The organism is Mycobacterium sp. KBS0706 (assembly GCF_005938675.2).
Taxonomy (GTDB): Bacteria; Pseudomonadota; Alphaproteobacteria; order DSM-16000; family Inquilinaceae; genus Inquilinus.
In genome coordinates, this window is sequence record NZ_VCCH02000003.1 from 1 (window position 1) to 22,891 (window position 22,891).

Below are 22,891 nucleotides of genomic sequence, written 5' to 3' on the forward strand. Positions count from 1 at the left end.
CGCAGGGGGAGGGGGGACTAGGATTGAGTTGCCCCAAGACCGCATCGACAGGATCGGGGCACCATGATCGGGCAAGGCTCCCCCCTCCTCCAGGTCCGCAACCTCAGCACCCAGGTCGCGACGCCGGTGGGGCCGAAGCTGGTGGTCGAGGATCTGAGCTTCGACCTGGACCCCGGCGAGACGCTGTGCATCGCCGGGGAATCGGGCAGCGGCAAGTCGATGACCTCGCTGTCGATCATGGGGCTGCTGCCGCAGCCGATGGCGCGGGTCGCGGCCGGCCAGGTGCTGCTGCAGGGCCGCGACCTGCTGGCCCTGCCCGAGCGGCAGATGCGGCGGGTGCGCGGCGGCGAGATCGCGATGATCTTCCAGGAGCCGATGACCAGCCTGAACCCGGTGATGTCGGTCGGCCGGCAGATCGCCGAGGCGATCCGCGCCCATCGCCAGGTCGACGGCGCCGGGGCCTGGCGGCTGGCTCTGGAAGCGCTGGAGGCGGTGCGCATCTCCGAGCCCGAGCGGCGGCTGCGGCAGCATCCGCACGAGCTGTCGGGCGGCATGCGGCAGCGGGTGATGATCGCCATGGCCCTGGCCTGCCGGCCCAAGCTGCTGATCGCCGACGAGCCGACCACGGCGCTGGACGTCACCATCCAGGCCCAGATCCTGGAGCTGATGCGCGACCTGCGGCGCCAGTTCGGCACCGCCCTGATCCTGATCACCCACGACATGGGCGTGGTGGCCGAGATGGCCGACCGGGTGGTGGTGATGAACCAGGGCCGGGTGGTCGAGAGCGGCCCGGTGGTGCCGCTGTTCGAGGCGCCGCGCCAGGACTATACGCGGCAGCTGTTGGCCGCCGTGCCGAAGCTGGGCCAGCTGGCCGGCCGCGACGCGCCGCTGCGCGCCGACGCCCGTGCCCCGGCCCTTGCCGCGAATGAACCGGTCGTGGCGGTGAAGGACCTCACCGTCCGCTTCGACATCGCCGGCGGGCTGCTGCAGCGCACGGTCAGGCGCGTGCATGCCGTCGAGAATCTCTCCTTCACATTGAGTGCGGGCGAGACCCTGGCCCTGGTCGGCGAGAGCGGCTGCGGCAAGTCGACCACCGGCAAGGCGCTGATGGGGCTGGTGCCGTGGCGCGGCTCGATCCGCATCGCCGGGGCCGAGGCCGCCGGCCTGGGGCCCGCCGCGCTGAAGCCGCTGCGCCGGAACATCCAGATGGTGTTCCAGGATCCCTACGCGTCGCTCGACCCACGCATGACCGTGGGCGAGCTGGTGGCCGAGCCGCTGGTGATCCACGGCCTGGCCAGGGGCGGCGAGCTGGCCGACCGGGTCGAATGGCTGTTCCGCCGGGTCGGGCTGGCGCCGGAGCTGCGCCACCGCCACCCGCATGAATTCTCCGGCGGGCAGCGCCAGCGCATCTGCATCGCCCGGGCGCTCAGCCTGTCGCCCAAGGCGATCATCGCCGACGAATCCGTCTCCGCCCTCGACGTCTCGGTCCAGGCCCGGGTGCTGGACCTGCTGCACGAGCTGCAGGCCGATCTCGGCTTGGCCTATCTCTTCATCTCGCATGACATGGCGGTGGTGGAGCAGATCAGCCACCGGGTGGCGGTGATGTATCTCGGCCAGATCGTCGAGACCGGCACCCGCCGCCAGATCTTCGAGGATCCGCGCCACCCCTACACCCGGAAGCTGATGCAGGCGGTGCCGATCGCCGATCCGCGCCGCCGCCGCGACCATTTCCAGCGCCTGTCCGGCGAGGTGCCGAGCCCGGTGCGCCCGGTCGACTACCGCCCGGTGCTGGTCGATATGGCCGATGTCGGCAGCGGACACCTGGTGGCGCGGGAGGCCGCTTGAGCGGCCTCCCGCGCCGGCCTACTCCTTCTTCCCCTGCCAGAAGAAGTCGTTCTCCGTGCCCGGGCCCCAGACCAGGCCCTGGACGGTCTTGCGCGCGGCGACCGCCTCGACCTGCTGGAACATGAAGGCGTAGGGCCCGGTGTCGCGGATCTCGCGCTGCAGGTCCGCATACATCGCCTGGCGCTTGGCGGTGTCGGTCTCCAGCACCGCGGCCTCGGTCTCCTTGGTCAGCGCGGGAATGTCCCAGGATGTGCGCCAGGCGGTGGTCTTCATCGGCGGGTTGTCGCCGTTGTCGACATTCATGCCGAAGTTCTGGGCGTTGGTGTGCGGGTCCTGGTAGTCCGGGCCCCAGCGGCCGATCGCGGTCTGATACTTGCGGCTGCGGATCTTGCTGGTCTGCTGCTTGTCGTCCGAGGCGATGATCTGCAGCTCCACCCCCGCCTTGGCGAAGGTCGCTTGGATCGACTGCGCCATCTCGAGATAGGGCGACCCGTTCGGCACGTCGATGGTGATCTTGAAGCCGTCCGGATAGCCGCCCTGCGCCAGCAGCTGCTTGGCCTTGTCGACGTCGAGCTTGAACGGCATGTCGTCGAGGGCGCCGAGGAACCCCTTGGGCAGGAAGTTCTCATGCGGGACCGCCAGGCCCTTCATGAAGCTGTCCGCCATGCCCTGGTAGTCGATCAGGGATTTCAGCGCCTGCCGCACCTCTACCTTCTTCAGCGGCTCGGTCTGGGTGTTCATCGACAGGTACCAGATGGTGCCGCGCGGCACCTCCTGCACCGTCACGTCCGGGTTCGACTTCAGCGAGTCCAGCTGCTCGCCGGTCAGGCCGCGGGCGATGTCGACATCGCCCTTCTGCAGCAGCAGCAGCTGGGAGGTCGGATCGAGCACATGGCGGAAGAAGATCCGCTTGAAGCCCGGCTTGCCCCGCCAATAGTCGTCGAACCGATTCATCACCAGGCTCTCATTCGGCTTCCAGCCGCCGAGCTCGTAGGGGCCGGAGCCGGCGGAATGGGTGTTCAGCCACTCATGGCCGAAATCGCCGTTCTTGGCGTTCGCCTCCACGACCTTGCTATCGACCACCGAGGAGACCGTGGCGCTGAGGCAGTTGAGGACGAAGCTGGGCGCGTAGGCCTTGTCGGTCTTGAACACCAGGGTCCGCGCATCCGGCGCCGTGACCATGGCGTCGACATTCTCAGCGGTCAGGCCGAACTGGCCGACGATGAAGGCCGGCGACAGGTTCAGCTTGATGGCGCGGCGGATCGAATAGGCCGCGTCCTCCGCCGTCAGCGGATTGCCGGAGTGGAACTTGACCCCGTCGCGGATCTTGAAGGTGTAGGTGGTGCCGTCATCGGCGACGGTCCAGCTCTCGGCGATGCCGGGCAGGAAGTTCGCCGGGTCCTGGGCATTGTAGTAGATCAGCCGGTCATAGACCTGGTTGACGTATTCGGTGGTCGAGAACTCGAACACCTCGGCCGGGTCGAGCGTGATGATGTCGTCGATCCGGTAGGCCTGGACCAGCGTGTCCTTCGGCGTCTCGGCCCGGGCCGGCAAAGCCGCGCAGCCGAGCAGGATCGCGGCGATGGCGCCGCGAAGGATTGTTCTCATTTGGATGCACCCCCTGTTTGCTGGGCAGGGCGATGGTAGGCCCGGCTTGCGATGGCGACTAGGCGGATTCGCTCATGATTTTGCGCATCCGCCTATTTCGCCGCACGATCGAAGACCTTGCTGATCTCAACCGTCCGGGCCGGCTGGCCCGGCACGGCGATCCGGGCCGACTGCGCCGGCAGCGTCGCGCCGTCGGGCAGCGGTCGCGGCCTGGTGTCGAAGTTCACGGTGACCGTTGTGCCGTCGCCGAAGGTCGAGCGCTGCAGCAGCCGGTCGGGCGACAATATGGCGAGGTCGGTCATCGGCCGGGTGAAGACCCGTTCGTGCAGCGGCCGGAACACCCGGTCATAGGCGGCAATCACCGGCAGGTCGCGGTCCAGCACCGCCGCGTTCAGCTGGTAGAGCGGCGGCACGGCATAGAGCAGTTGCAGCAGCGCCGTGGTCTCGCGCTGGTCCGGGAATTTCAGGGAGCCGTATTCCCAGTGATGGGTGGTGACGACGCTGTCGTGCAGCGCGATCTCGTACAGCGGCAATCGGAAGCGCGGATCGGCGACGAACCGCGTGATCTCCGGCTTCAGCTTGACCGGGTTGAAGTAGAGCGACGGCGTCTCCGGCGGCCAGTAGTTGCCGCGATAGAAGGGCGAGGCCTTGTCCTTCATCTCCGGCGCCATCCAGGCGAAGGGCTGGGTGGTCATGCCGTGGGCGAAGGCGATCTGTGGCGCGAACAGCGCGGAGCCGCCCTCGCTGCCGGTGACGAGGCCGAGCGACGCGGCATAGGCCAGGCGGCGGCGACGCGCCTCGGCATCCTGCGCCTCGCTGGTCTCGCGGCCCGGAGTGTAGTCGTCGAACACCAGTCCGATGGCGTCGACATCGAGGAACAGGCTGTCGAGACCGGCGGCCTTGGCCACCGCCGCGATCCGCCGCTTCGCATAGGGCTCCGCCGCAGCGGCGCTGACATAGACGCCGCGGCCGCCGAAGCCGGTGATGGTCTTGCCGTTCCTGTCGACATAGCCGGCGGCAGCGAGATCGACGCCCATCTGCGCCGTCGGCCAGGTCTCGGGCAGGTCCGGCGGATGGGCGCTGCCGTAGCTGTCATAGGCGCCGATCAGATAGCCGGCGGCCTTGGCGGCGGCCACGGCCTGCCGATGCCACAGCGCGTCGCGCCAATCCTCGACACCGAGCCAGGCGCGGGTGAGGCCGTCCTGCTGCAGCGCCGCGACGGTGTCGAGCGACAGCCCGCCGCCCCAGCGCTCCGGCGGCGCCAGCAGCGGGCCGAAGGCCCCGGTCAGAGCATTCCGCAGCGGACCGGCGGCCCAGGCCGCCTCCGCCGCCGGATCGTGCCCGCCCGGCAGCGGATCGACCGGCGCCATCGGAATCGCCCGGCGCAACGCGTCGTTGACCGCGCGGGTCAGCGCCGCCCGGCTATAGGCCGAGACGAAGCCGCCAACGCCGGCGGCGTCCTTGAACGCATCCTTGAAGGCCTGCCGGCCCTCCGCATCGAAGGCCTGCCACAGCCGGCCGGCGAGATGGCCCGGATCGTCCCTCTTCTGTTGCATCAGCCGGACGAAGGCGCGCCACTGCAGCACATCCTCCGGCTTCAGCGGCCCCTTGCCCCACAGGTAGATGTGCGGGGCGCCGCCGAGCCGGGCGACATCCGGCAGAGCGGCGATCTTCTCCGTCAACGACACGAAGCCGCCGGTGGCCTGCAGCCAGGCGCGATAGATTCTCGCTCCCGCCAGCGGGTCGGCCGGCCCCGGGATGATGCGGACGACATAGGGCGCGCCGGGCGCCAGGCGGGTGAACTCATGCGCCAGGACCGGCCGCGTCCGGCCGGCGTCTTCGACGACGGCGAACCAGGTGTTGAACGGCGTCTCGACCAGCCAGGTGATCGAGCGGCCGGCCCGCAGCTCGGTCCAGAACGGCATCGACAGCTGCTCGGTGAGACTCGCGGGCTCGTAGCGCCGGGTCAGCCAGTCGAGCCATGCCGGATCGTCGGCCGGGATATAGCTGCCCTCGCCGAAGGGCATGGCATAGGCGGTGATCGCGGCGGGATCGGCGGTCTGCGGCCAGGGAAGGGTCGTCGGCCGGGCGGAGCGGATCGACACGCGCAGCGCCTCGCCCTCGATCATGGCCTCGATCGTGAAGGCGTCGCCGCCCGTAGCGAGGTGCCAGCCTCGGCCGGTCCGGTCCGTCACCTGTCCCGGGTCCGTGGCCGGGGCGGCCAGCGCCGCCTCATCTCCGCCGGCGGGCCGGAACGACACCGCCAGCGTCGCCGGGTCGATCCGGAACTCCCCGGCCGGCGCCGCCAGCACCACCGGGCCGTCCGGCGCTGCCCAGGCCGGGCCGGCCAAAGCCAGCACGGCCAGGACCAGGCACCACACGAATGGCACAGCCCGCCGGCTGGCCATGCTCGCACCCATCATCATGCGAAAACTCAGCAATGGCTCATAACATTATAGATTATCGAATGATTCTCAATTCGTCGGAAGCCTTGCCCGATGTCGTCGAGGGCATCCCGGCCAGCGCCCCGGGATGGGTCCCGGCGAAGGGGCCGAGGGCGAGGCCGGCGAAGGTCTCGACCATCCGGCGGCGCAGCCAGGGCAGCCGCGTCGACGGATGGAAGGTCAGGTCGCGCAAGGTCCCGATCCAGCCACTGTCGGACTGGAAAGCCGGGGTCAGCAGCGCGCTCATGCGCTGGTAGAAGCGCACGTGCCGCCGGCGCCGCGCGGCGTAGGCGGCCAGGGCCGTGGGAATATCCGGTGCCGCCGCCAGCGCATCGGCCAGGGCGGCGCCGTCCAGCATCGCCATGGTCACCCCGGCACCGAGCTGCGGGCTGGTCGAGTGGGCGGCATCGCCGATGAAGGCGATGCGGTCGCCGAAGGGCCGGCGCAGCGTCGCCTGGGCGTAGCGGGCGAGCGTCAACTGGGCCGGGTCGGCGATGCCGGCGATCACCGGCTCGATCTCGGGCCAGAGGTCGAGGACCCGGCGCCGCCACGCCCCGATCCCCGCCGCCACCAGGGCCGGGTGCTCCGCCACCCGGAGGCTCCAGAACAGGATGGCGCGCGGGACGTCGTCGCCCGGCACCCGCCCGACCGGCAGCAGGCCCTGCATCTCGCGCGCCGCGCGGAAGCGCTGCTCCAGCCGGTCGAGCCGCAGCCCCGCGGCCGGCACCGTCGCCCAGACCGCGCCATAGGCGTAGGGGCGCGGCCGGACGGGGGCACGGGCGAGCGGACGCAAAGCCGAGCCGCTGCCGGTGGCGTCGACCACCAGGTCGACCGCCGGCAGGCGGCGGCCGGCGGTGGTGACCGGCACGGGCCGGCCCTGCGCATCGGCGGCCAGCGCGGCGATCTCGACCCCGGTCTCAACCGGAATGCGGCGCGCAGCGGCGGCCTGCCACAGCACCTCGAAGATCGCGGCGCGGTGGATCGCCAGGCCGTGCAGCGCCGGATCGACCGTGGCGTAGCTGAGGTCGAACACCACCCGGCCCGACGGCTCCGACCGGGCGTACAGCCCGTCGATCCGCTGGCCATAGGCCAGGGCGGCGTCGAGCGCGCCGATCCGGCCCAGGGCGGCCAGGCCGGCGGGCTGCAGCATCAGCCCGGCGCCGATCGGCCGCGGCTCGGCGAAGCGCTCGAGCAGCCGCACCCGGTGGCCGGCATCGTGCAGGAAGCAGGCAGCGGCCAGCCCGGCCGGGCCGCAGCCGCAGACGGCGATCGACAATGGGTCGGTCACGATGCAGCTATTCGTTCTCCAGCGCCGCGCGAGCGGCCTGCAGCTTCTCGCTGATCGCGGGCTCGACCTTCGGATAGGCCAGGTCTAGCCCGTCCATGGCGTCGACGATCGCGGCGGCCACGGCCAAACGGGTGAACCATTTGCTGTCGGCCGGGATGACGTGCCAGGGCGCATGCGGGGCGGAGGTCGCCCGGATCATCTCCTCATAGGCCTTCATGTAGTCGGGCCAGAGCTGCCGCTCCGCCACGTCCGAGGGCTGGAACTTCCAGTGCTTCTCCGGATCGTTCAGGCGGTCGAGAAAACGCTGCTTCTGCTCCTCGCGCGAGACGTTGAGGAAGAACTTCAGGACCAGCGTGCCGTTGCGGGCCAGGTAGCGCTCGAAGGCGCAGATATCCTCGAACCGCTCCTTCCAGATCTTCCTCGTCACCAGCTTCGGCGGCAGGCGCTGGTTGCCCAGCACGCCGGAATGGACCCGGACGACCAGCACCTCCTCGTAATAGGAGCGGTTGAAGATACCGATCCGGCCGCGCTCCGGCAGGTGCCGGTTGGTGCGCCACAGGAAGTCGTGGTCCAGTTCCTCCGCCGAAGGCTGCTTGAAGGACGTCACCTGGCAGCCCTGCGGGTTGATCCCGGACATCACGTGCTTGATGGTGCTGTCCTTGCCGGCCGCATCCATCGCCTGGAAGATCAGCAGCACCGACCAGTGGTCCTGGGCGTAGAGCTTGTCCTGCATCTCGGCCAGCTTGGCGACGCTCTGGGCCAGCGCCTCCTGCGCCACCTCCTTGTCGTCCAGCCAGGCGGTATCCGCCGGGTCCCAGTCCTTCAGGCGGAAACCGTCGCCGTCCTCGATCCGGTATCGCTTCGCCAGCTTGTCCAGTTCGACCATCCTGCCCCTCCCCGATCGATGCGCCCGCGCGCCGATGCACAATGATCGATGCAGGAATTTCGTCGGTCTGGCAAATCGGAGATGATGTCGCGCCTTCCGCAGCGAGGACCGCATGACCCGGCATGTCACCTTCATCACCCATCCCGACGTGCTGATCGACCCGGCGGTGCCGGTGCCGGACTGGCCGCTGTCGGAGCGCGGCCGCGAGCGCATGCGGACGGTGCTGGACCAGCCCTGGACCGCGGGGCTGCGCAGCCTGTTCTGCAGCACCGAGCGCAAGGCCCGGGACGGCGCCGCCATCCTCGCCGAGGCTTTGGGCTTGCCGGTCACGGAGCTGGAGGAACTCGGCGAAAACGACCGTTCGTCAACCGGTTATCTGCCGAAGCTCGAGTTCGAGGCAATGGCGGATTCCTTCTTCGCCCGGCCGGAGGAAAGCGTGCGCGGCTGGGAGCGCGCGGCCGACGCCCAGCGCCGCATCGTTGCCGCGGTGGACGAGGTCCTGCGCCGGGCTCCGGCCGAAGGCGACATCGCCATCGTCTCGCATGGCGGGGTCGGGGCGCTGCTGCTGTGCCATCTGCAGGGCCGGCCGATCAGCCGCGCGGCCGACCAGCCCGCCGGCCAGGGCGGCCACTACTATGCCTTCACCGCGGAAGACCGCCGGCTGCTGCACGGGTGGCGCAGCATCGACCGGTCGTAGCGCGACGGAAGCCGGCAACCGCCCCGTGGAGTGTTCATGCCACTCAGGCATGACTTCGCACACAGGTTTCAGATGATCTCGAAGTTCACCCGCACCGTTCTGCTCGCGACCGCCACGATCGTCGCCGTGCCGGCCACTTTCGCCTCGGCGCAGGCCTATGATGGCCGCCAGCACCGGGAGACGCTGCAGCACCGGCAGCACGCGGCCTGCGGCCACATCCATTCCCACAAGGCCCGCAACAGCTGCGAGGCCCGCGTGGCCCATGACTGGTGGCGGAACCGCCATCACCACTGACCGATGATCTGAGCCGGGACGAGTTCCCGCCACCCGCGTGGCGGGAGCTGTCTATTTTCAGAGATATCAAATCTTTATCCGAAGAATTTAAAATCATCCTTTACATTGAACCCAACCCGCTGTTGCGTTCGGCCGGCCGCGATGCGATGACGCCGGCATGATCGCCGCCCCGACCCCGGCCTTGACCGACGCCGAGATCCTGGCCCGCCTGCTTTATCGCGACGGGCTGATGCTGATCCTCGACAAGCCGGCCGGGCTGCCGGTGCATGCCGGGCCCAAGGGCGGGCCGGTGCTGGACCATCACCTCGACGCGTTGCGCTTCGGCCTGCCGCATGCGCCCGCCCTCGCCCATCGCCTCGACAAGGACACCAGCGGCTGCCTGGTGCTGGGCCGGCACCGCAAGGCGACGGCGATGCTGGGCGAGCTGTTCGCCTCCGGCCGGGTGGTGAAGACCTACTGGGCGGTGGTCGAAGGCGGCCCGGCCGAGGATGAGGGCCGCATCGACCTGCCGCTGGCCAAGCGATCGGCACAGCGCGGCTGGTGGATGAAGGTCGACCCTGCCGGCCAGCCGGCGCAGAGCGAGTTCCGCGTGCTGGGCCGCGCCGAAGGCCTGGCCTGGCTCGAGCTGCGGCCGCTGACCGGGCGCACCCACCAGCTGCGGCTGCACTGCTCCGCCTCCGGCTTCCCGATCCTGGGCGACGCGATCTACGGCAGCGCCGGACGCGGCCCGGAGGCGCCGCCGCTGCATCTGCACGCCCGAGCCGTGTCGGTGCCGCTGTATCCGAAGAAGCCGCCGATCGCTGCCGAGGCGCCGCCGCCGCCCCATCTCGCCGAGACCCTGCGGCGCTTCGGCGCCGGCACGGCCGCCTGACCACCGCGGTTGCGGCCGACACATCGCTCGCCGGCTCCGAGTCGCCCGGCTCTCCCGCTCGCTCGACGCCTCGCGAGGATGCCCGCGCCGGGACTCGGCGGGACGCCCCCGCCACCGGCACCGGCGGCGGAAGCTTTGCAAACCGGCTGGGACAGGAGCAATCGGGACACAACACATGGCGGCTCGCGCCTCTGGGAACCACAACCTGTTGCATATCCGGGTTGAACCGGGTTCAATGGTCGCGAACCCCCGTGTTGACGGCCGGATCGCGCCCGGCTACGCCCCTGACCGTGACAACAGCAGCCCGCACCCGCCCCGCCATCCGCTTCCGTGGTCGTTCCTTCATGGCGCTCGTCCTGGCGCCGGAACCGCCGATCACGGACTGGCTCACCGAGCTCGACGCCCAGATCCAGCGTTCGCCTGCGTTCTTCCAGGGCCGCCCCGTCGTGGTCGACCTGTCGGCCCTGCCGATGCGCAAGCAGGATCTGGCGGCGTTGATCGAGGACCTGCAGCAGCGCGACATCCGCCTGATCGGGATCGAGGGCGCCGACCCGGCTTGGCTCGGCTCCGAGGCCTGGGGCCTGCCGCCGCTGATGACCGGCAGCCGCCCGGCCGGAATGATCGAGGTGCCGGACGGCGCCCAGGCCGCGGCGCCGGCCGCCGAGGCGCGTCCCGCCGCCTCGCTGCTGCTGGACCGGCCGGTGCGGTCCGGCCAGTCGGTGATCTTCCCCGAGGGCGACGTCACGGTCGTCGGGTCGGTCGCCTCGGGCGCCGAGATCATCGCCGGCGGGTCGATCCACGTCTACGGCACGCTGCGTGGCCGGGCGATCGCCGGGTCCACCGGCAATGGCGGCGCCCGGATCTTCTGCCGCAAGCTGGAGGCCGAACTGCTGGCCATCGACGGTCTCTACAAGACCGCGGACGACATGGAGCCGAAGCTGCGCGGCAGGGCGGTGCAGGCTTGGCTCGACGGCGACGCCATGGTTCTGGCAGCCCTGGACTGAGGCATTAGAGGAGAGCAGCGAATATGGCCAAGGTCTTGGTCGTGACATCCGGAAAAGGCGGGGTCGGCAAGACGACCTCCACCGCAGCGCTGGGCGCGGCCTTGGCCCAGAGCGGGCAGAACGTCGTCGTCGTCGACTTCGATGTCGGCCTGCGCAATCTCGATCTGGTGATGGGGTCGGAACGCCGCGTGGTGTTCGACCTGATCAACGTGGTCCAGGGCGACGCCAAGCTGCCGCAGGCGCTGATCCGCGACAAGCGGGTCGACACGCTGTCGCTGCTGGCCGCGTCGCAGACCCGCGACAAGGACGCCCTGACCATGGAAGGCGTGTCGCGCGTCATCGGCGAGCTGAAGGAGAAGTTCGACTGGGTGATCTGCGACAGCCCGGCCGGCATCGAGAAGGGCGCGGTCCTGGCCATGCGCCATGCCGACATGGCGGTGGTCGTGACCAACCCCGAGGTCTCCTCGGTCCGTGACTCCGACCGCATCATCGGCCTGCTCGATTCCAAGACCGAGCGCGCCGAGAAGGGCGAACGGGTCGAGAAGCACCTGCTGCTGACCCGCTACGACCCGGCGCGGGCCGAGCGCGGCGAGATGCTGAAGACCGAGGACGTTCTGGAGATCCTGTCGATCCCGCTGCTCGGCATCATCCCGGAGAGCGAGGAGGTGCTGAAGGCCTCGAACATGGGCGCGCCGGTCACTCTCAACGCCCCGTTGAGCGCCCCGGCCCGGGCCTATTCCGACGCGGCGAAGCGCCTGAGGGGCGAGACCCTGCAGATGACGGTGCCCAGCGACAAGAAGGGGATCTTCGCCAAGCTGTTCGGCCGGAGGGTCGCATGAGCCTGTTCAGCTTCTTCACCAAGCGCAACTCCGCCCCCGTGGCGCGGGAGCGGCTGCAGATCCTGCTGGCGCATGAGCGGTCGGTAATCGGCGGACGCTCCGACCTGATCGCGACGCTGCAGGAGGAGATCCTGGCGGTGATCGCCAAGCACATCGCAGTCGACCGCGAGAAGGTACAAGTCAAGCTCGACCGCGGCGATGCCGTGTCGACGCTCGAGGTCGACATCGAGATCCCGACCCCGGCGGGCCCTGCCCGGATCGCCGCGCGGGGCTGAGCGAAGCCGGCCTCACCCATAAGGGGCGATGCGGAAGGCCCCGGTGAGACGCCGTCCCGGCTCAGCCCGCCGGCCTCCTCCCTGAAGCGGCCTCGACGGCTTCAGCCCTTCACCGCCTCGATGGTGAGGCTGAGCGGCAGGTTCGGCCGGTCCGCCGGCATCCGCCACAGCCCGTCCGTCCCCGGCACCAGGCACGGCCACATCTGCCAGGCGGCGGCATCGTGCTCGCGCAGGGCCGTCAGCCGCATCCCGGTCGCCAGCAGCGCGCCGACGACGGCGCCGAGCGGATGGTCCCATTCGACCGAGCGGGTGTGGCTGAAGACGGCGTCGCGGTCGGCATAGCTGCCCTGGCCCTCGAACTCGATCGGCTTGTCGCGGAAATAGGCGTAGCTCGGCACGAGAGGCGCGTCCGCGCCGGCCTGGTCCAGCGCCCGCGCCGCCGGATGGCCGTCGAGGAAGTAGAGCCGACCGCCGGGCTTCAGCAGCGCCGCCACCACCTGTGCCCAACGGGCGATGTCGGGCAGCCAGATGATGGTGCCCCAGCTGGTGAAGACGAGGTCGTGCAGGCCCTCGCCGAGCAGCCGCGGCGCATCGTAGAGGTCGCCCTCGACGAACACGGCGCTGCTGTCGGTCTCGGCCGCCAAGGCCCGGGCGGCGGCGATCGCGTTGGCGGAGAAGTCGAGGCCGGTGACCTGCGCGCCACGTCGCGCCAGATACATCGTGTCCATGCCGAAATGGCACTGCAGATGGGCCACGCGCAGCTCGGCGACGTCGCCGATCTCCGCCGCCTCGATCGGCCCCAGATCGGTCTCGCCGCGCCGGAAGCCGTCGACATTGTAGAAGGCGGAGCGGAGATGCACCGGTACCCGCTCGTCCCAATGGGCCCGGTTGGCGGCAACACCCTCATGCATCGGATCCTCCCCTTCCCCATGCCCCTCTGCAGTGGAGTGGTTTCTACCAAAAGGTGCATCGGGCGGACAGGTCGAGATCAAATCCTGGGACGGGCACGCTCCTGGATCGGCGCCTGGAAGCACAGTCTGTAGCCGTCCGGATCGCTGAGGGTGAGCTGCCGCATGCCGTATTGCGCATCGGCCGGCGGCTGCAGATCCGGCAGCCTGGACCGAAGCCCTTCATAGACGGCATCGACATCGTCGGTGCTGAAATAGAGGCAGGTGTCGCCATGCCAGCACTGCCGGGCCTCGACCCGGGCAACAGGGCGCTGCCCTCCGTCATAGGCGGTGTTCAGCATGAGCTGGGCCGGTCCGAGCGCCAGCCACACCCAGTGTGAAAAGCGCCCCTCCGGCGTCTCAACCACGGCGGAGGCGTCGACGATCGCAAATCCCAGCACCTCCCGGTAGAAGGCCAGCGACTGCGGCATGTCGTAGATATGCAGCAAGGGTGTCATGCCCCTTGCGGTGACAGCCATCCCCTGCCCCTCCCTCAGGATCGCTGCGACAATGTATTTTGCCGCAGCGGAGCCGATGCGGAAACGGGTTGCGTCCGATCGCCGGGGACCGTGGCCGATCACGGCGTCAACCCGACACGCGGCGCGCGGGCATCGCCGACATGCCGTCGACGGCGCGGAGCATGCCGGCATAGAGCATCCGGGTCACCCGGGCTGAGGTCAGGACCGCGTCGATCTCCGCCGGGTCGTCGAGCGCCGGCAGGGCCGCGGCCAGCGTCCGCACATGGCCCTCGCGCGCCTCGACGCGGTTGCGCAGGAAGCTGAGCGCCCGGCGGATGCCGGCGATCCGCGCCGTCCGCAGCAGTCCGTCGACGGCCGTCCCGGCGCAGGTGGCGGCGAGGTATTCGAGCAGATAGGCGATGCCGAGGAAGCCGGCGGGATGGTCGCTTCGCCCGAGGAATCGCAGCCAGCAGATCCAGGCCTGGGTCGGCGGCGCCGGTATCGAGGTGACCACATCCGCCCGGCTGAAGCCAAGCGCCTCCAGATCGTCCAGCACCCGGAGGTCCAGCCCCGCCACTTCCCTCGCTTTCTCCTGCAGCAACAGGGCCAGCGGCATGTGCCGGCCGTGATCCAGCATCCGCTCGGCCGCCAGCGCGAGGGTCGGCTGCATCGCATGCTGGCAGTGATAGGCCTCGCGCAGGGTGTTGGCGTAGGTCGCGATCCCTGCCGAGCCGTCGAGCAGGCTGCGGGCGCTGCGGGTCTGCCGCACCGCAACGACCATGGCCACAGCCTCGGCATGAAGCACATCGAAGAACGTCGCGCCCATTCCGCACCACCATTTTCAGGATACGAACAAATCATAAACACTATTTTTAAAAGAAGGCAATACCATTTTGGGTGGTGCATCCCGCCGGCCCTGCCCGTCGCCACTGCGCTTGCCCCGCGGACCGCGCAACGATACGAATGCCGCCCATCAGCGCCTTCGGCGCTCAAAGTTCTCCGGAGTTGTGTTTCATGGAGCTGCACGATCTGATCCGCAGCCTCGGGCTGGATCCCGACGCCCTGACCGGCGGCACGCTGGTCGTCCGGTCGCCGGTTGACGGCGCCGAGATCGCCCGCCTGCACGAGAATACCGATGCCGACGCCGCGATCGAGCGCGCGTCGAACGCCTTCCTGAACTGGCGCACCGTGCCGGGCCCGCGCCGCGGCGAGCTGGTGCGCCTGTTCGGCGAGGAGCTGCGCGCCCATAAGGCCGAGCTGGGCCGGCTGGTCTCGATCGAGGCCGGCAAGATCCTGCAGGAAGGCCTGGGCGAAGTGCAGGAGATGATCGACATCTGCGATTTCGCGGTCGGCCTCTCCCGCCAGCTCTATGGCCTGACCATCGCGTCGGAGCGGCCGGGCCACCGCATGGCCGAGACCTGGCATCCGCTGGGTCCGGTCGGCGTCATCTCGGCCTTCAACTTCCCGGTCGCGGTGTGGTCCTGGAACGCGGCGCTGGCCTTCGTCTGCGGCAATCCGGTGATCTGGAAGCCTTCGGAGAAGACCCCGGTCACGGCGCTGGCCACCATGGCGATCTTCCGCAAGGCGGCGGAGCGCTTCGGCGGCGTGCCGGACGGCCTGGCCGAGATCCTGATCGGCGGCCGCGCCATCGGCGAGGCGCTGGTCGACAGCCCGAAGGTGCCGCTGATCTCGGCCACCGGGTCGACCCGCATGGGCCGCGAGGTCGGGCCGCGCGTCGCCCAGCGCCTGGGCCGGTCGCTGCTCGAGCTCGGCGGCAACAACGCCATGATCGTCTGCCCGTCGGCCGATCTGGACATGGCCGTGCGCGCCATCCTGTTCGGCGCCGTCGGCACCGCCGGCCAGCGCTGCACCTCGCTGCGCCGGCTGTTCGTGCATGACAGCGTCTACGACAAGCTGGTCCCGGCGCTGAAGCAGGCCTATGGCGCAGTGCGCATCGGCAGCCCGCTGGAGCAGGGCACGCTGGTTGGGCCGCTGATCGACCAGGCCGCCTTCGACGGCATGCAGAAGGCGCTCGCGGCAGCCCGCGACCAGGGCGGCACCGTCACCGGCGGCGAGCAGGTCACGGCGAGCGTGCCGCAGGGCGGCTTCTATGTCAGCCCGGCAATCGCCGAGATGCCGGCTCAGAGCGACATCGTCAAGCACGAGACCTTCGCGCCGATTCTCTACGTCATGAAGTACCGGGAGTTCGGCCAGGCGCTGATGCTGCACAACGACGTGCCGCAGGGCCTGTCCTCCTGCATCTTCACCACCGATATGCGCGAGGCCGAGACCTTCCTGTCGGCGGCGGGCAGCGACTGCGGCATCGCCAATGTCAATATCGGCACCTCGGGCGCCGAGATCGGCGGCGCCTTCGGCGGCGAGAAGGAGACCGGCGGCGGGCGCGAGAGCGGCTCGGATTCCTGGAAGGCCTATATGCGCCGGCAGACCGCGACGGTGAACTACAGCCGCGAGCTGCCGCTGGCCCAGGGAATCGTCTTCGACCTGGGTTAAGCTCCGGCGTCGACGGTCAAAAATCCGACAAAACGCAGGCGGGCGGCGGTTCCTTGACGGGTCCCCGGCCGCCTGCGCTAATGCGCAACAGACGCCCGGCGGCTTCGAGCCGGGGACACAAACATGGGGGGATGTTCATGCATATCAGTCGTTTGGCACTGGCGGCGGGCACGGCGCTGGCGCTCTTGTCCTCGGTGGCTGTCGCCGCCGACAAAGTCACCGTGGCCGTCACCGCGATCGTCGAGCACCCGGCCCTCGACGCCGCCCGCGACGGCGTCAAGAAGGCGCTGGAGGAGGCCGGCTACAAGGACGGCGACAACCTCGTCTTCCAGTATGAATCGGCCCAGGGCAACCCGGCCACCGCTGCCCAGATCGCACAGAAATTCGTCGGCGAGAACCCGAATGTAATCGTGCCGATCGCGACCCCCTCGGCCCAGGCCGTGGTCGCGGCGACCCAGGACATCCCGGTGGTGTTCACCGCGGTCACCGACCCGATGGGCGCCCAGCTGGTGAAGAACCTGGAGAAGCCGGGCGGCAACGTCACCGGCATCTCCGACCTGTCGCCGCTGGCCGACCACCTGAACCTGATCAAGGAGATCGTGCCGAAGGTGAAGACCATCGGCGTGCCCTACAATCCGGGCGAGGCCAATGCGGCGGCGCTGATCGCGGCGCTGCAGGAGATGGCGCCGGAGTGGAAGGTCGAGATCGTCACCGCCGCGGCCTCCAAATCGGCCGATGTCCAGGGCGCGGCGCAGAGCCTGGTCGGCAAGGTCGACGTGATCTATGTCCCGACCGACAACACCATCGTCTCGGCGCTGGAGGCGGTGATCGCGGTCGGCACCGAGAACAAGATCCCGGTGTTCTCGGGCGACACCGACAGCGTTTCCCGCGGCGCCATCGCCTCGGTCGGCTTCGACTATTTCGAGGTCGGCCGCCAGACCGGCGCGGTCGTGGCCCGGGTGCTGAAGGGCGAGAAGCCCGGCGACATCGCGGTCAAGAACGCCAGCGGCACCGACCTGTTCGTGAACACCAAATCGGCCGCGGCGATGGGCGTCACCGTCCCCGAGGCGGTGCTAAGCCGGGCCAAGAAGGTGATAAAGTAGGCTCGAACGCGTAGGTTGGGTTCGCGGCCACGAACCCGACATCGTCGTCGATGAATGGCGAGGTGTTGGGTTCGCCGCGGCGAACCTAACCTACATGCACTGCCCCGACGCGGCCGGCCGGTCATGACAGATCCGGCCGGAGCCCGTATATCGGGGCCTTCTGGTTTCCGCGGCCGCCGGCCGCCCGCAGGACGTGTTGATGAGTCTGTTCGCCTTCCTCGGCGCGATCGAGATCGGATTGATCTACGCCCTGGTCGCCCTCGGTGTGTTCCTGTCCTTCCGGGTGCTGAACTTCCCCGACCTGACGGTCGACGGCAGCTTTCCGCTGGGCGCCGCCGTCACCGCCACGCTGATCGTCGCCGGCGTCGATCCGGTGCTGGCCACCCTGGTCGGGGCCACTGCCGGTGCGGTCGCCGGGCTGGTCACCGCCTGGCTCAATGTCCGCTTCGGCATCCTGCACCTGCTCGCCAGTATCCTGACCATGATCGCGCTGTGGTCGATCAATCTGCGGATCATGGGCAAGCCGAACGTGGCGCTGATCAACCAGGACACGGTGATCGGGCTGTTCGCCTGGCTGTCGCCGGTGATCGAAGCCGTCGGCCTGCCCGCCCGGGCGACGCTGAAGGTGGTGGTGCTGGCGATCATCGTCCTGATCGTCGGCCTGGCTCTGGGCCGGTTCCTGACCTCCGAATTCGGCCTGGCCATGCGCGCCACCGGCGCCAATTCCCGGATGGCGCGGGCGCAGGGCATCTCGACCAAGCTGCACATCTATGTCGGCATGGCGCTGTCGAACGCGCTGGTGGCGCTGGCCGGCGCCCTGTTCGCCCAGACCGCCGGCTTCGCCGACGTCACGGTTGGCACCGGCACCATCGTCAACGGCCTGGCCGCGGTGATCCTGGGCGAGACCATCTTCCGCACCCGCTCGATCGTGATGATGCTGCTGGCCTGCGTGGTCGGGGCCGTCCTGTACCGCATCGCCATCGCGCTGGCGCTGAACACCGGCTGGCTCGGGCTGCAATCCTCGGATCTCAATCTGGTGACCGCCGTCTTGGTCGGCATCGCGTTGATGCTGCCGGGCGTCCGCAATCCCCTGAAGACCCTGTTCCGGCGGAGCGCCTGAGATGATCCGAGTCCAGGACGTTCACGTCACCTTCGGCCGCGGCACGCCGCTCGAGAACCGCGCCCTGCGCGGCCTCGACCTGACCATCCCGACCGGCGAGTTCGTCACCGTCATCGGCTCGAACGGCGCCGGCAAGTCGACTTTGCTGAACGTGCTGAGCGGCGACGCCCCGGCAGAGCGCGGTCGGGTCGAGATCGACGGCGTCGACGTCACCCGCTGGCCGGCGCCGAAGCGGGCCGGCCTGGTCGCCCGGGTGTTCCAGGACCCGATGGCCGGCACCTGCGAAGCCCTGTCGATCGAGGAGAACATGGCCCTGGCCTATGCCCGGGGCCGGGCGCGCGGCCTCGCCGCCTCGCTCGACGGGCCGCGCCGCACGGTGTTCCGCGACAAGCTGGCGGTGCTGGGGTTGGGGCTGGAGAACCGGCTGGGCGATTCGATGGGTCTGCTCTCCGGCGGCCAGCGCCAGGCGGTCAGCCTGCTGATGGCGACGCTGGCCGGAATGAAGATCCTGCTCCTGGACGAGCACACTGCGGCGCTCGATCCGCGCACCGCGGATTTCGTGCTGCGGCTGACCTGCAAGATCATCGAGGAGCAGAGGCTGACGGCGCTGATGGTGACCCATTCTATGCGCCACGCCCTCGACCACGGCACCCGCACGGTGATGCTGCATGAGGGCCGGGTCGCCTTCGACGTCGCCAATGACGACCGCAGCGGCCTGGACGTGCCGGACCTGCTGAAGCTGTTCAGCAAGGTCCGCGGCGAGCAGCTGGACGACGACGCGCTGCTGCTGGCCTGAGAGGCCGACTATTTGCCGTCGACGTTCAGCGGCCGGCCCCAGAGCAGGCGGCGGGCCAACGGCAGGAGCGCGGCGATGCCGAGGCCGAGCGCCGGCCACTGCACCCACAGGTCACGGGGACTGGTCATCAAATTGATGACCAGCAGCACGGCGACGACCATGAGCGCGCCCAGTAGCCGGCGGCGCAGCTGGTCGAAGATCCCGTGCCCCGGCTTTGCCGCCGGGGCCGTCACGGGCGCCACCGCGTCCATGCGATCGGCGTCCGGACCGACCCTGAGGGCATAGACCCGCACTGGATCGGCCATGTTCTTCATCGCCTGGGGGCCGAGATCGGCAAAGCCGATCTCGATCCGTCCGCGCACCTGGTCGTAGACGGCGCCGGACAGGCAGATGCCGCCCGGCTGCGCCAGCGCCTGCAGCCGCGCCGCGACATTGACACCGTCACCCAGAAGGTCGTCGCCATTGACCACGACATCGCCGAGATTGACTCCGACGCGCAGCCGCATGCGCTCGTGCTCGGGCTGGTTCGAAGCCCAGATGCCGAGCCTGTCCTGGGCGGTGATCGCGGCCTGAACCGCGGCGAGCGCGCTGGGAAATTCGGCCAGCAGCCCGTCCCCCGCCAGGTTGAAGACGCGCCCGCCTTGCCCTTCCGTCACGGTCCGCAGGATGTCGCGGGCCTGGTCGAGCCGGGCCAGCGTGCCGGTCTCGTCGCGCCCGACCAGCCGCGAATAGCCGACGACATCGGCGCAGAGGATGGCGGTCAGGCGGCGTTCCGGCGACATGTCGGCCTCGATTCAGATTGCGGCCGATCATACCCCAGCGGCTGCGAGATCGCGAGACCCGGGAACAATAAGAGAACAATGCAATACTGCGCCTCCACACCCTGCCCGACGTGCCCCCGCGATTGACCATATCGGAGAATTCCGATATTTCTGATTCATGGATGCTCTGACAGCTTTCAAGGCGCTTGCCAATCCGGTGCGGCTGAAGATTCTGGCCGGGTTGAAGGAGCCTGCCCGACATTTCCCGCCGCAGGATGAAGGCGACGTCGAGATCGATGGGGTTTGCGTCAGCAGCATCCAGGAGGGCATCGGCCTGTCGCAGTCGACGACCTCGGATTACCTCGGCATCCTGCACAAGGCCGGGCTGGTCACGGTCAAGCGGCGCGGCCAGTGGACCTACTACAAGCGCGACGAGGACAGCATCCGAAAGCTGGCGGAGCTGATGCGGACGGAGATCTGACTTTTGCCTTGGAAGTTCGGGATATCGCGATATTCCGAATCTAACCTGCCCTGGTACGAAGCCCGATCGGCCGAGACGCCTGGGCGTACATCGAGAATTCTCGATTTAACGAAGGAGGAGACCTTGTCCCCATCCATGACAGCCGCCGTCCTGCCCCGGTTCGGCGGGCCGGAGGTATTCGAGATCAGGCAGGTTTCGGTCCCGCCGCTCGGCCCGCGCCAGCTGCGCGTCCGGGTCCGGGCCACGGCGTTGAATCCGCTCGACGGCCAGATTCGGCGCGGCGACTATGCCGACCTGCTGCCGCTGCCGGCGATCATCGGCCATGACGTTTCCGGCGTGGTCGAGGCCGTCGGCGCCGAGGTCGGGGAATTCGCGCCGGGCGACGAGGTCTGGTACACGCCGAAGATCTTCGGCGGGCCGGGTTCCTATGCCGAGTTGCAGGTTGCCGATGCGGAGATCGTGGCGCGCAAGCCGTCACAGCTCAGCCATCGCGAGGCGGCGAGCCTGCCCCTGGTCGGCGGCACCGTCTGGGAGGCTTTCGTCACCCGCGCGCAACTGCAGGCCGGCGAGACAGTGCTGGTCCATGCCGGAGCCGGCGGCGTGGGATCGGTCGCGATCCAGGTGGCGAAGGCGATGGGGGCACGGGTGCTGACGACCGCCCGTGCCCGCCACCATGCCTTCGTCGCGGGACTCGGCGCCGACGCGGCGATCGACCATACCCAGCAGGACTATGTCGAGGCGGTGCTGGGGCTGACCGACGGCCACGGCGTCGACGTGCTGCTCGACACGATCGGCGGCGATGCGCTGTCGCGCGGCCCGTTTGCGCTTGCCCCGCTCGGACGCGTCGTCTCGATCGTCGACATCGCGCAGCCGCAGAACCTGCTGGAGGCCTGGGGCCGCAACGCCACCTACCACTTCCTGTTCACGCGGCAGAACCGGGCCAAGCTCGACGGGCTGGCCGCGCTGGTCGAGCGCGGGCTGGTGAAGCCGGTGATCGGCGCGACGCTGCCGCTGGAGCAGATCGCACAGGCGCACGAGCTCATGGAGAACGGCTCGGTGCACGGTTTGCGCGGCAAGATCGTGATCGATGTGACGCCCTGAGCGCGGATCTGCCGCCGCTCGGCAGCGGGGCCGTCCCGCTGCCGACGTGCAGTCTCAGCCGGTCTCGCCCTGGCGCCACAGCCAGGCGGCGCCGCGGACGCCACTGCTGTCGCCGTGCCTGGCCTTCAGGATCGGCGTGGCGCATTCCCGGCCGAACACGATCGGCGGCAGGCGCCGTGGCACTTCGTCATAGAGCCGCGAGACATTCGACATGCCACCGCCGAGCACGATGGCGTCGGGGTCGAGCAGGTTGACGACATGCGCCAGGCCGCGAGTCAGCCGGCTGATATAGCGTTCCAGCGTGGCCGAGGCATCCGGATCGCCGGCCTCGGCCCGCGCCACCACCTCATGGGTCGAAATCTGCTGCCCAGTCACCCGGACATGATCCTTGCCGAAGCCGGTGCCGGAGATCCAGGTCTCGAGGCAGCCCTGCTTGCCGCAGTAGCAGTCCGGGCCTGGCAGTTCCTCGGGCGTGGCCCAGGGCAGCTGGTTGTGGCCCCATTCGCCGCCCACGCCGTTGCCGCCGCGATGGGCGCGGCCGTTGACGGCGATGCCGGCGCCGGTGCCGGTGCCGATGATGACGGCGAAGACCAGCCCCTTGCCCGCCGCGGCACCGTCCGTCGCCTCCGACACTGCCAGGCAATTGGCGTCGTTCTCGCAGCGCACCTCGCGGCCCAGCGCGGCGCTGAGATCCTTGTCGAAGGGCTTGCCAATCAGCCAGGTGGAGTTGGCGTTCTTGACCAGGCCGGTCTGCGGCGACAGCACACCGGGCATGCCGACGCCGACCGTGCCGCGCTCGCCCACCGCGGCTTCGACCGCGCCGACGAGATCACGGATCGCCTGGACCGTGCCCTCATAGTGGCGCGGCGTCGGGATGCGCTGGCGGTGCAGCTCCGTCCCGACATCGTCCAAGGCGATCGCCTCGATCTTCGTGCCTCCGAGATCGACGCCGATCCGCATACCCGCCTCCGCCCGTCTTCAAGCCAAGAAAACGGCCCTGCATCCAAGCGCAGGACCACACCGTCCGCATGTACGCCCGCGGCTACTTCGCCGCGAGCACCATGATCATCTGCCGACCTTCCATCTTCGGCATCTGTTCGACCTTCGACAGGTCCTGCAGCTCGTCGCGCACCTTGACCAGCACGTTCATGCCGATTTCCTGGTGCGCCAGCTCTCGCCCGCGGAAGCGCATGGTCACCTTGACCTTGTCGCCCTCCTCGAGGAAGCGCCGCGCACTGCGCATCTTCACGTTATAGTCATTGTCGTCGATGTTCGGGCGGAGTTTGATCTCCTTGACATCGATGACCTTTTGACGCTTTCGCGCCTCGTTCTTCTTCTTCTGCGCTTCGAATTTGAATTTGCCGTAATCGAGGATCTTGCAGACCGGCGGCTCGGCATTCGGCGAGATCTCGACAAGGTCGAGCCCGGCCTGCTCGGCGGCCCAGAGAGCCTCGCGCAGGGGCACGACCCCGATCATCTCACCTTCCACGCCGACCAGGCGGACCTGGGCCGAGTCGATCTCGCGGTTCACCCTCGGCCCGTCGCGGGTCGGCAGGGCATTC

Annotated in this window: 23 protein-coding genes; 13 read left to right on the forward strand and 10 right to left on the reverse strand. The window is 69.2% G+C overall.

All coding sequences use genetic code 11. From position 1 onward, the window contains the following. Positions 1-63: 63 nt before the first annotated feature. On the forward strand, positions 64-1,845 hold the full coding sequence (locus tag FFK22_RS02015; protein WP_138886621.1) for an ABC transporter ATP-binding protein: 1,782 nt from the start codon (positions 64-66) through the stop codon (positions 1,843-1,845). Positions 1,846-1,863: 18 nt separating this feature from the next. Here the strand turns inward: FFK22_RS02015 and FFK22_RS02020 are convergent, their stop codons facing one another. From FFK22_RS02020 to FFK22_RS02035, 4 genes are all read right to left on the reverse strand, one after another. Then, complete coding sequence (locus FFK22_RS02020; protein WP_138886622.1) at positions 1,864-3,453, reverse strand: ABC transporter substrate-binding protein; 1,590 nt, start codon at positions 3,451-3,453, stop codon at positions 1,864-1,866. A 92-nt stretch (positions 3,454-3,545) separates the two neighbouring features. Continuing rightward, positions 3,546-5,879: a glycoside hydrolase gene (locus FFK22_RS02025; RefSeq protein WP_221938325.1), complete on the reverse strand. Its 2,334-nt coding sequence runs from the start codon at positions 5,877-5,879 to the stop codon at positions 3,546-3,548. Between the two features lie 34 nt (positions 5,880-5,913). Then, positions 5,914-7,185, reverse strand: coding sequence for an NAD(P)/FAD-dependent oxidoreductase (locus tag FFK22_RS02030; RefSeq protein ID WP_186002254.1), 1,272 nt, complete (start codon positions 7,183-7,185; stop codon positions 5,914-5,916). 7 nt (positions 7,186-7,192) lie between these two features. Next, on the reverse strand, positions 7,193-8,071 hold the full coding sequence (locus FFK22_RS02035; RefSeq protein ID WP_138886624.1) for a polyphosphate kinase 2 family protein: 879 nt from the start codon (positions 8,069-8,071) through the stop codon (positions 7,193-7,195). A gap of 112 nt (positions 8,072-8,183) precedes the next feature. On the opposite strand from FFK22_RS02035, the gene FFK22_RS02040 reads away from it, so the two are divergent. From FFK22_RS02040 to minE, 6 genes are all read left to right on the forward strand, one after another. After that, positions 8,184-8,768 (forward strand): histidine phosphatase family protein, encoded by a 585-nt coding sequence (locus tag FFK22_RS02040; RefSeq protein WP_138886625.1) that lies wholly within the window; start codon positions 8,184-8,186, stop codon positions 8,766-8,768. Between the two features lie 72 nt (positions 8,769-8,840). Continuing rightward, a complete protein-coding gene (locus tag FFK22_RS02045) occupies positions 8,841-9,062 on the forward strand; it encodes a hypothetical protein (protein WP_138886626.1) in 222 nt (73 codons plus the stop codon). A gap of 157 nt (positions 9,063-9,219) precedes the next feature. Further along, on the forward strand, positions 9,220-9,933 hold the full coding sequence (locus tag FFK22_RS02050) for an RluA family pseudouridine synthase (RefSeq protein ID WP_138886627.1): 714 nt from the start codon (positions 9,220-9,222) through the stop codon (positions 9,931-9,933). Positions 9,934-10,223: 290 nt separating this feature from the next. Continuing rightward, a complete protein-coding gene (gene minC, locus FFK22_RS02055; RefSeq protein ID WP_138886628.1) occupies positions 10,224-10,937 on the forward strand; it encodes a septum site-determining protein MinC in 714 nt (237 codons plus the stop codon). 23 nt (positions 10,938-10,960) lie between these two features. Further along, positions 10,961-11,776: a septum site-determining protein MinD gene (minD, locus tag FFK22_RS02060; protein ID WP_138886629.1), complete on the forward strand. Its 816-nt coding sequence runs from the start codon at positions 10,961-10,963 to the stop codon at positions 11,774-11,776. Then, a complete protein-coding gene (gene minE, locus FFK22_RS02065) occupies positions 11,773-12,051 on the forward strand; it encodes a cell division topological specificity factor MinE (protein ID WP_138886630.1) in 279 nt (92 codons plus the stop codon). Before minD ends, minE begins: the two co-directional genes overlap by 4 nt. A gap of 101 nt (positions 12,052-12,152) precedes the next feature. On the opposite strand, the gene FFK22_RS02070 is transcribed toward minE, so the two are convergent. From FFK22_RS02070 to FFK22_RS02080, 3 genes are all read right to left on the reverse strand, one after another. Beyond that, positions 12,153-12,962 (reverse strand): bifunctional 2-polyprenyl-6-hydroxyphenol methylase/3-demethylubiquinol 3-O-methyltransferase UbiG, encoded by an 810-nt coding sequence (locus FFK22_RS02070; RefSeq protein WP_138886631.1) that lies wholly within the window; start codon positions 12,960-12,962, stop codon positions 12,153-12,155. A gap of 77 nt (positions 12,963-13,039) precedes the next feature. Continuing rightward, entirely contained in the window at positions 13,040-13,477 is a 438-nt protein-coding gene (locus FFK22_RS02075; RefSeq protein WP_186002255.1) for a VOC family protein, read from the reverse strand. Positions 13,478-13,583: 106 nt separating this feature from the next. Then, the gene (locus FFK22_RS02080) at positions 13,584-14,282 is read right to left on the reverse strand and encodes an iron-containing redox enzyme family protein (protein WP_138886633.1); all 699 of its coding nucleotides are present in this window, start codon (positions 14,280-14,282) and stop codon (positions 13,584-13,586) included. Between the two features lie 188 nt (positions 14,283-14,470). Between FFK22_RS02080 and FFK22_RS02085 the strand changes: the two genes are divergently transcribed. The 4 genes from FFK22_RS02085 (at position 14,471) to FFK22_RS02100 (ending at position 18,986) form a co-directional block, all read left to right on the forward strand. Beyond that, positions 14,471-15,967, forward strand: coding sequence for an aldehyde dehydrogenase family protein (locus FFK22_RS02085; RefSeq protein WP_138886634.1), 1,497 nt, complete (start codon positions 14,471-14,473; stop codon positions 15,965-15,967). Between the two features lie 137 nt (positions 15,968-16,104). After that, the gene (locus tag FFK22_RS02090) at positions 16,105-17,070 is read left to right on the forward strand and encodes an ABC transporter substrate-binding protein (RefSeq protein WP_138886635.1); all 966 of its coding nucleotides are present in this window, start codon (positions 16,105-16,107) and stop codon (positions 17,068-17,070) included. Positions 17,071-17,269: 199 nt separating this feature from the next. Next, positions 17,270-18,190 (forward strand): ABC transporter permease, encoded by a 921-nt coding sequence (locus FFK22_RS02095; RefSeq protein ID WP_138886636.1) that lies wholly within the window; start codon positions 17,270-17,272, stop codon positions 18,188-18,190. 1 nt (position 18,191) lies between these two features. Continuing rightward, the gene (locus FFK22_RS02100) at positions 18,192-18,986 is read left to right on the forward strand and encodes an ABC transporter ATP-binding protein (RefSeq protein WP_138886637.1); all 795 of its coding nucleotides are present in this window, start codon (positions 18,192-18,194) and stop codon (positions 18,984-18,986) included. A gap of 8 nt (positions 18,987-18,994) precedes the next feature. On the opposite strand, the gene FFK22_RS02105 is transcribed toward FFK22_RS02100, so the two are convergent. Further along, positions 18,995-19,768 (reverse strand): adenylate/guanylate cyclase domain-containing protein, encoded by a 774-nt coding sequence (locus tag FFK22_RS02105; RefSeq protein ID WP_138886638.1) that lies wholly within the window; start codon positions 19,766-19,768, stop codon positions 18,995-18,997. Between the two features lie 157 nt (positions 19,769-19,925). On the opposite strand from FFK22_RS02105, the gene FFK22_RS02110 reads away from it, so the two are divergent. Then, the gene (locus tag FFK22_RS02110) at positions 19,926-20,228 is read left to right on the forward strand and encodes a helix-turn-helix transcriptional regulator (protein ID WP_138886639.1); all 303 of its coding nucleotides are present in this window, start codon (positions 19,926-19,928) and stop codon (positions 20,226-20,228) included. A 135-nt stretch (positions 20,229-20,363) separates the two neighbouring features. Further along, positions 20,364-21,329 (forward strand): zinc-dependent alcohol dehydrogenase family protein, encoded by a 966-nt coding sequence (locus tag FFK22_RS02115; protein ID WP_306770062.1) that lies wholly within the window; start codon positions 20,364-20,366, stop codon positions 21,327-21,329. A 54-nt stretch (positions 21,330-21,383) separates the two neighbouring features. Here FFK22_RS02115 and mak read toward each other — a convergent pair whose 3' ends face one another. After that, complete coding sequence (mak, locus tag FFK22_RS02120; RefSeq protein ID WP_138886641.1) at positions 21,384-22,289, reverse strand: fructokinase; 906 nt, start codon at positions 22,287-22,289, stop codon at positions 21,384-21,386. Positions 22,290-22,371: 82 nt separating this feature from the next. Continuing rightward, positions 22,372-22,884, reverse strand: a complete 513-nt coding sequence (gene infC / locus FFK22_RS02125) for a translation initiation factor IF-3 (RefSeq protein ID WP_138886642.1) — start codon at positions 22,882-22,884, stop codon at positions 22,372-22,374. Between the last annotated feature and the right edge of the window lie 7 nt (positions 22,885-22,891).

Coding starts and splice junctions, on each gene's coding strand:
- FFK22_RS02035 (WP_138886624.1), bottom strand. CDS start 8,071: ATGGTCGAACTGGACAAGCTGGCGAAGCGATACCGGATCGAGGACGGC.
- FFK22_RS02115 (WP_306770062.1), top strand. CDS start 20,364: ATGACAGCCGCCGTCCTGCCCCGGTTCGGCGGGCCGGAGGTATTCGAG.
- FFK22_RS02110 (WP_138886639.1), top strand. CDS start 19,926: ATGGATGCTCTGACAGCTTTCAAGGCGCTTGCCAATCCGGTGCGGCTG.
- FFK22_RS02025 (WP_221938325.1), bottom strand. CDS start 5,879: ATGATGATGGGTGCGAGCATGGCCAGCCGGCGGGCTGTGCCATTCGTG.
- FFK22_RS02075 (WP_186002255.1), bottom strand. CDS start 13,477: ATGGCTGTCACCGCAAGGGGCATGACACCCTTGCTGCATATCTACGAC.
- FFK22_RS02105 (WP_138886638.1), bottom strand. CDS start 19,768: ATGTCGCCGGAACGCCGCCTGACCGCCATCCTCTGCGCCGATGTCGTC.
- minE (WP_138886630.1), top strand. CDS start 11,773: ATGAGCCTGTTCAGCTTCTTCACCAAGCGCAACTCCGCCCCCGTGGCG.
- FFK22_RS02015 (WP_138886621.1), top strand. CDS start 64: ATGATCGGGCAAGGCTCCCCCCTCCTCCAGGTCCGCAACCTCAGCACC.
- mak (WP_138886641.1), bottom strand. CDS start 22,289: ATGCGGATCGGCGTCGATCTCGGAGGCACGAAGATCGAGGCGATCGCC.
- FFK22_RS02080 (WP_138886633.1), bottom strand. CDS start 14,282: ATGGGCGCGACGTTCTTCGATGTGCTTCATGCCGAGGCTGTGGCCATG.
- FFK22_RS02050 (WP_138886627.1), top strand. CDS start 9,220: ATGATCGCCGCCCCGACCCCGGCCTTGACCGACGCCGAGATCCTGGCC.
- minD (WP_138886629.1), top strand. CDS start 10,961: ATGGCCAAGGTCTTGGTCGTGACATCCGGAAAAGGCGGGGTCGGCAAG.
- FFK22_RS02040 (WP_138886625.1), top strand. CDS start 8,184: ATGACCCGGCATGTCACCTTCATCACCCATCCCGACGTGCTGATCGAC.
- FFK22_RS02090 (WP_138886635.1), top strand. CDS start 16,105: ATGCATATCAGTCGTTTGGCACTGGCGGCGGGCACGGCGCTGGCGCTC.
- FFK22_RS02095 (WP_138886636.1), top strand. CDS start 17,270: ATGAGTCTGTTCGCCTTCCTCGGCGCGATCGAGATCGGATTGATCTAC.
- FFK22_RS02085 (WP_138886634.1), top strand. CDS start 14,471: ATGGAGCTGCACGATCTGATCCGCAGCCTCGGGCTGGATCCCGACGCC.
- FFK22_RS02070 (WP_138886631.1), bottom strand. CDS start 12,962: ATGCATGAGGGTGTTGCCGCCAACCGGGCCCATTGGGACGAGCGGGTA.
- FFK22_RS02045 (WP_138886626.1), top strand. CDS start 8,841: ATGATCTCGAAGTTCACCCGCACCGTTCTGCTCGCGACCGCCACGATC.
- FFK22_RS02020 (WP_138886622.1), bottom strand. CDS start 3,453: ATGAGAACAATCCTTCGCGGCGCCATCGCCGCGATCCTGCTCGGCTGC.
- FFK22_RS02100 (WP_138886637.1), top strand. CDS start 18,192: ATGATCCGAGTCCAGGACGTTCACGTCACCTTCGGCCGCGGCACGCCG.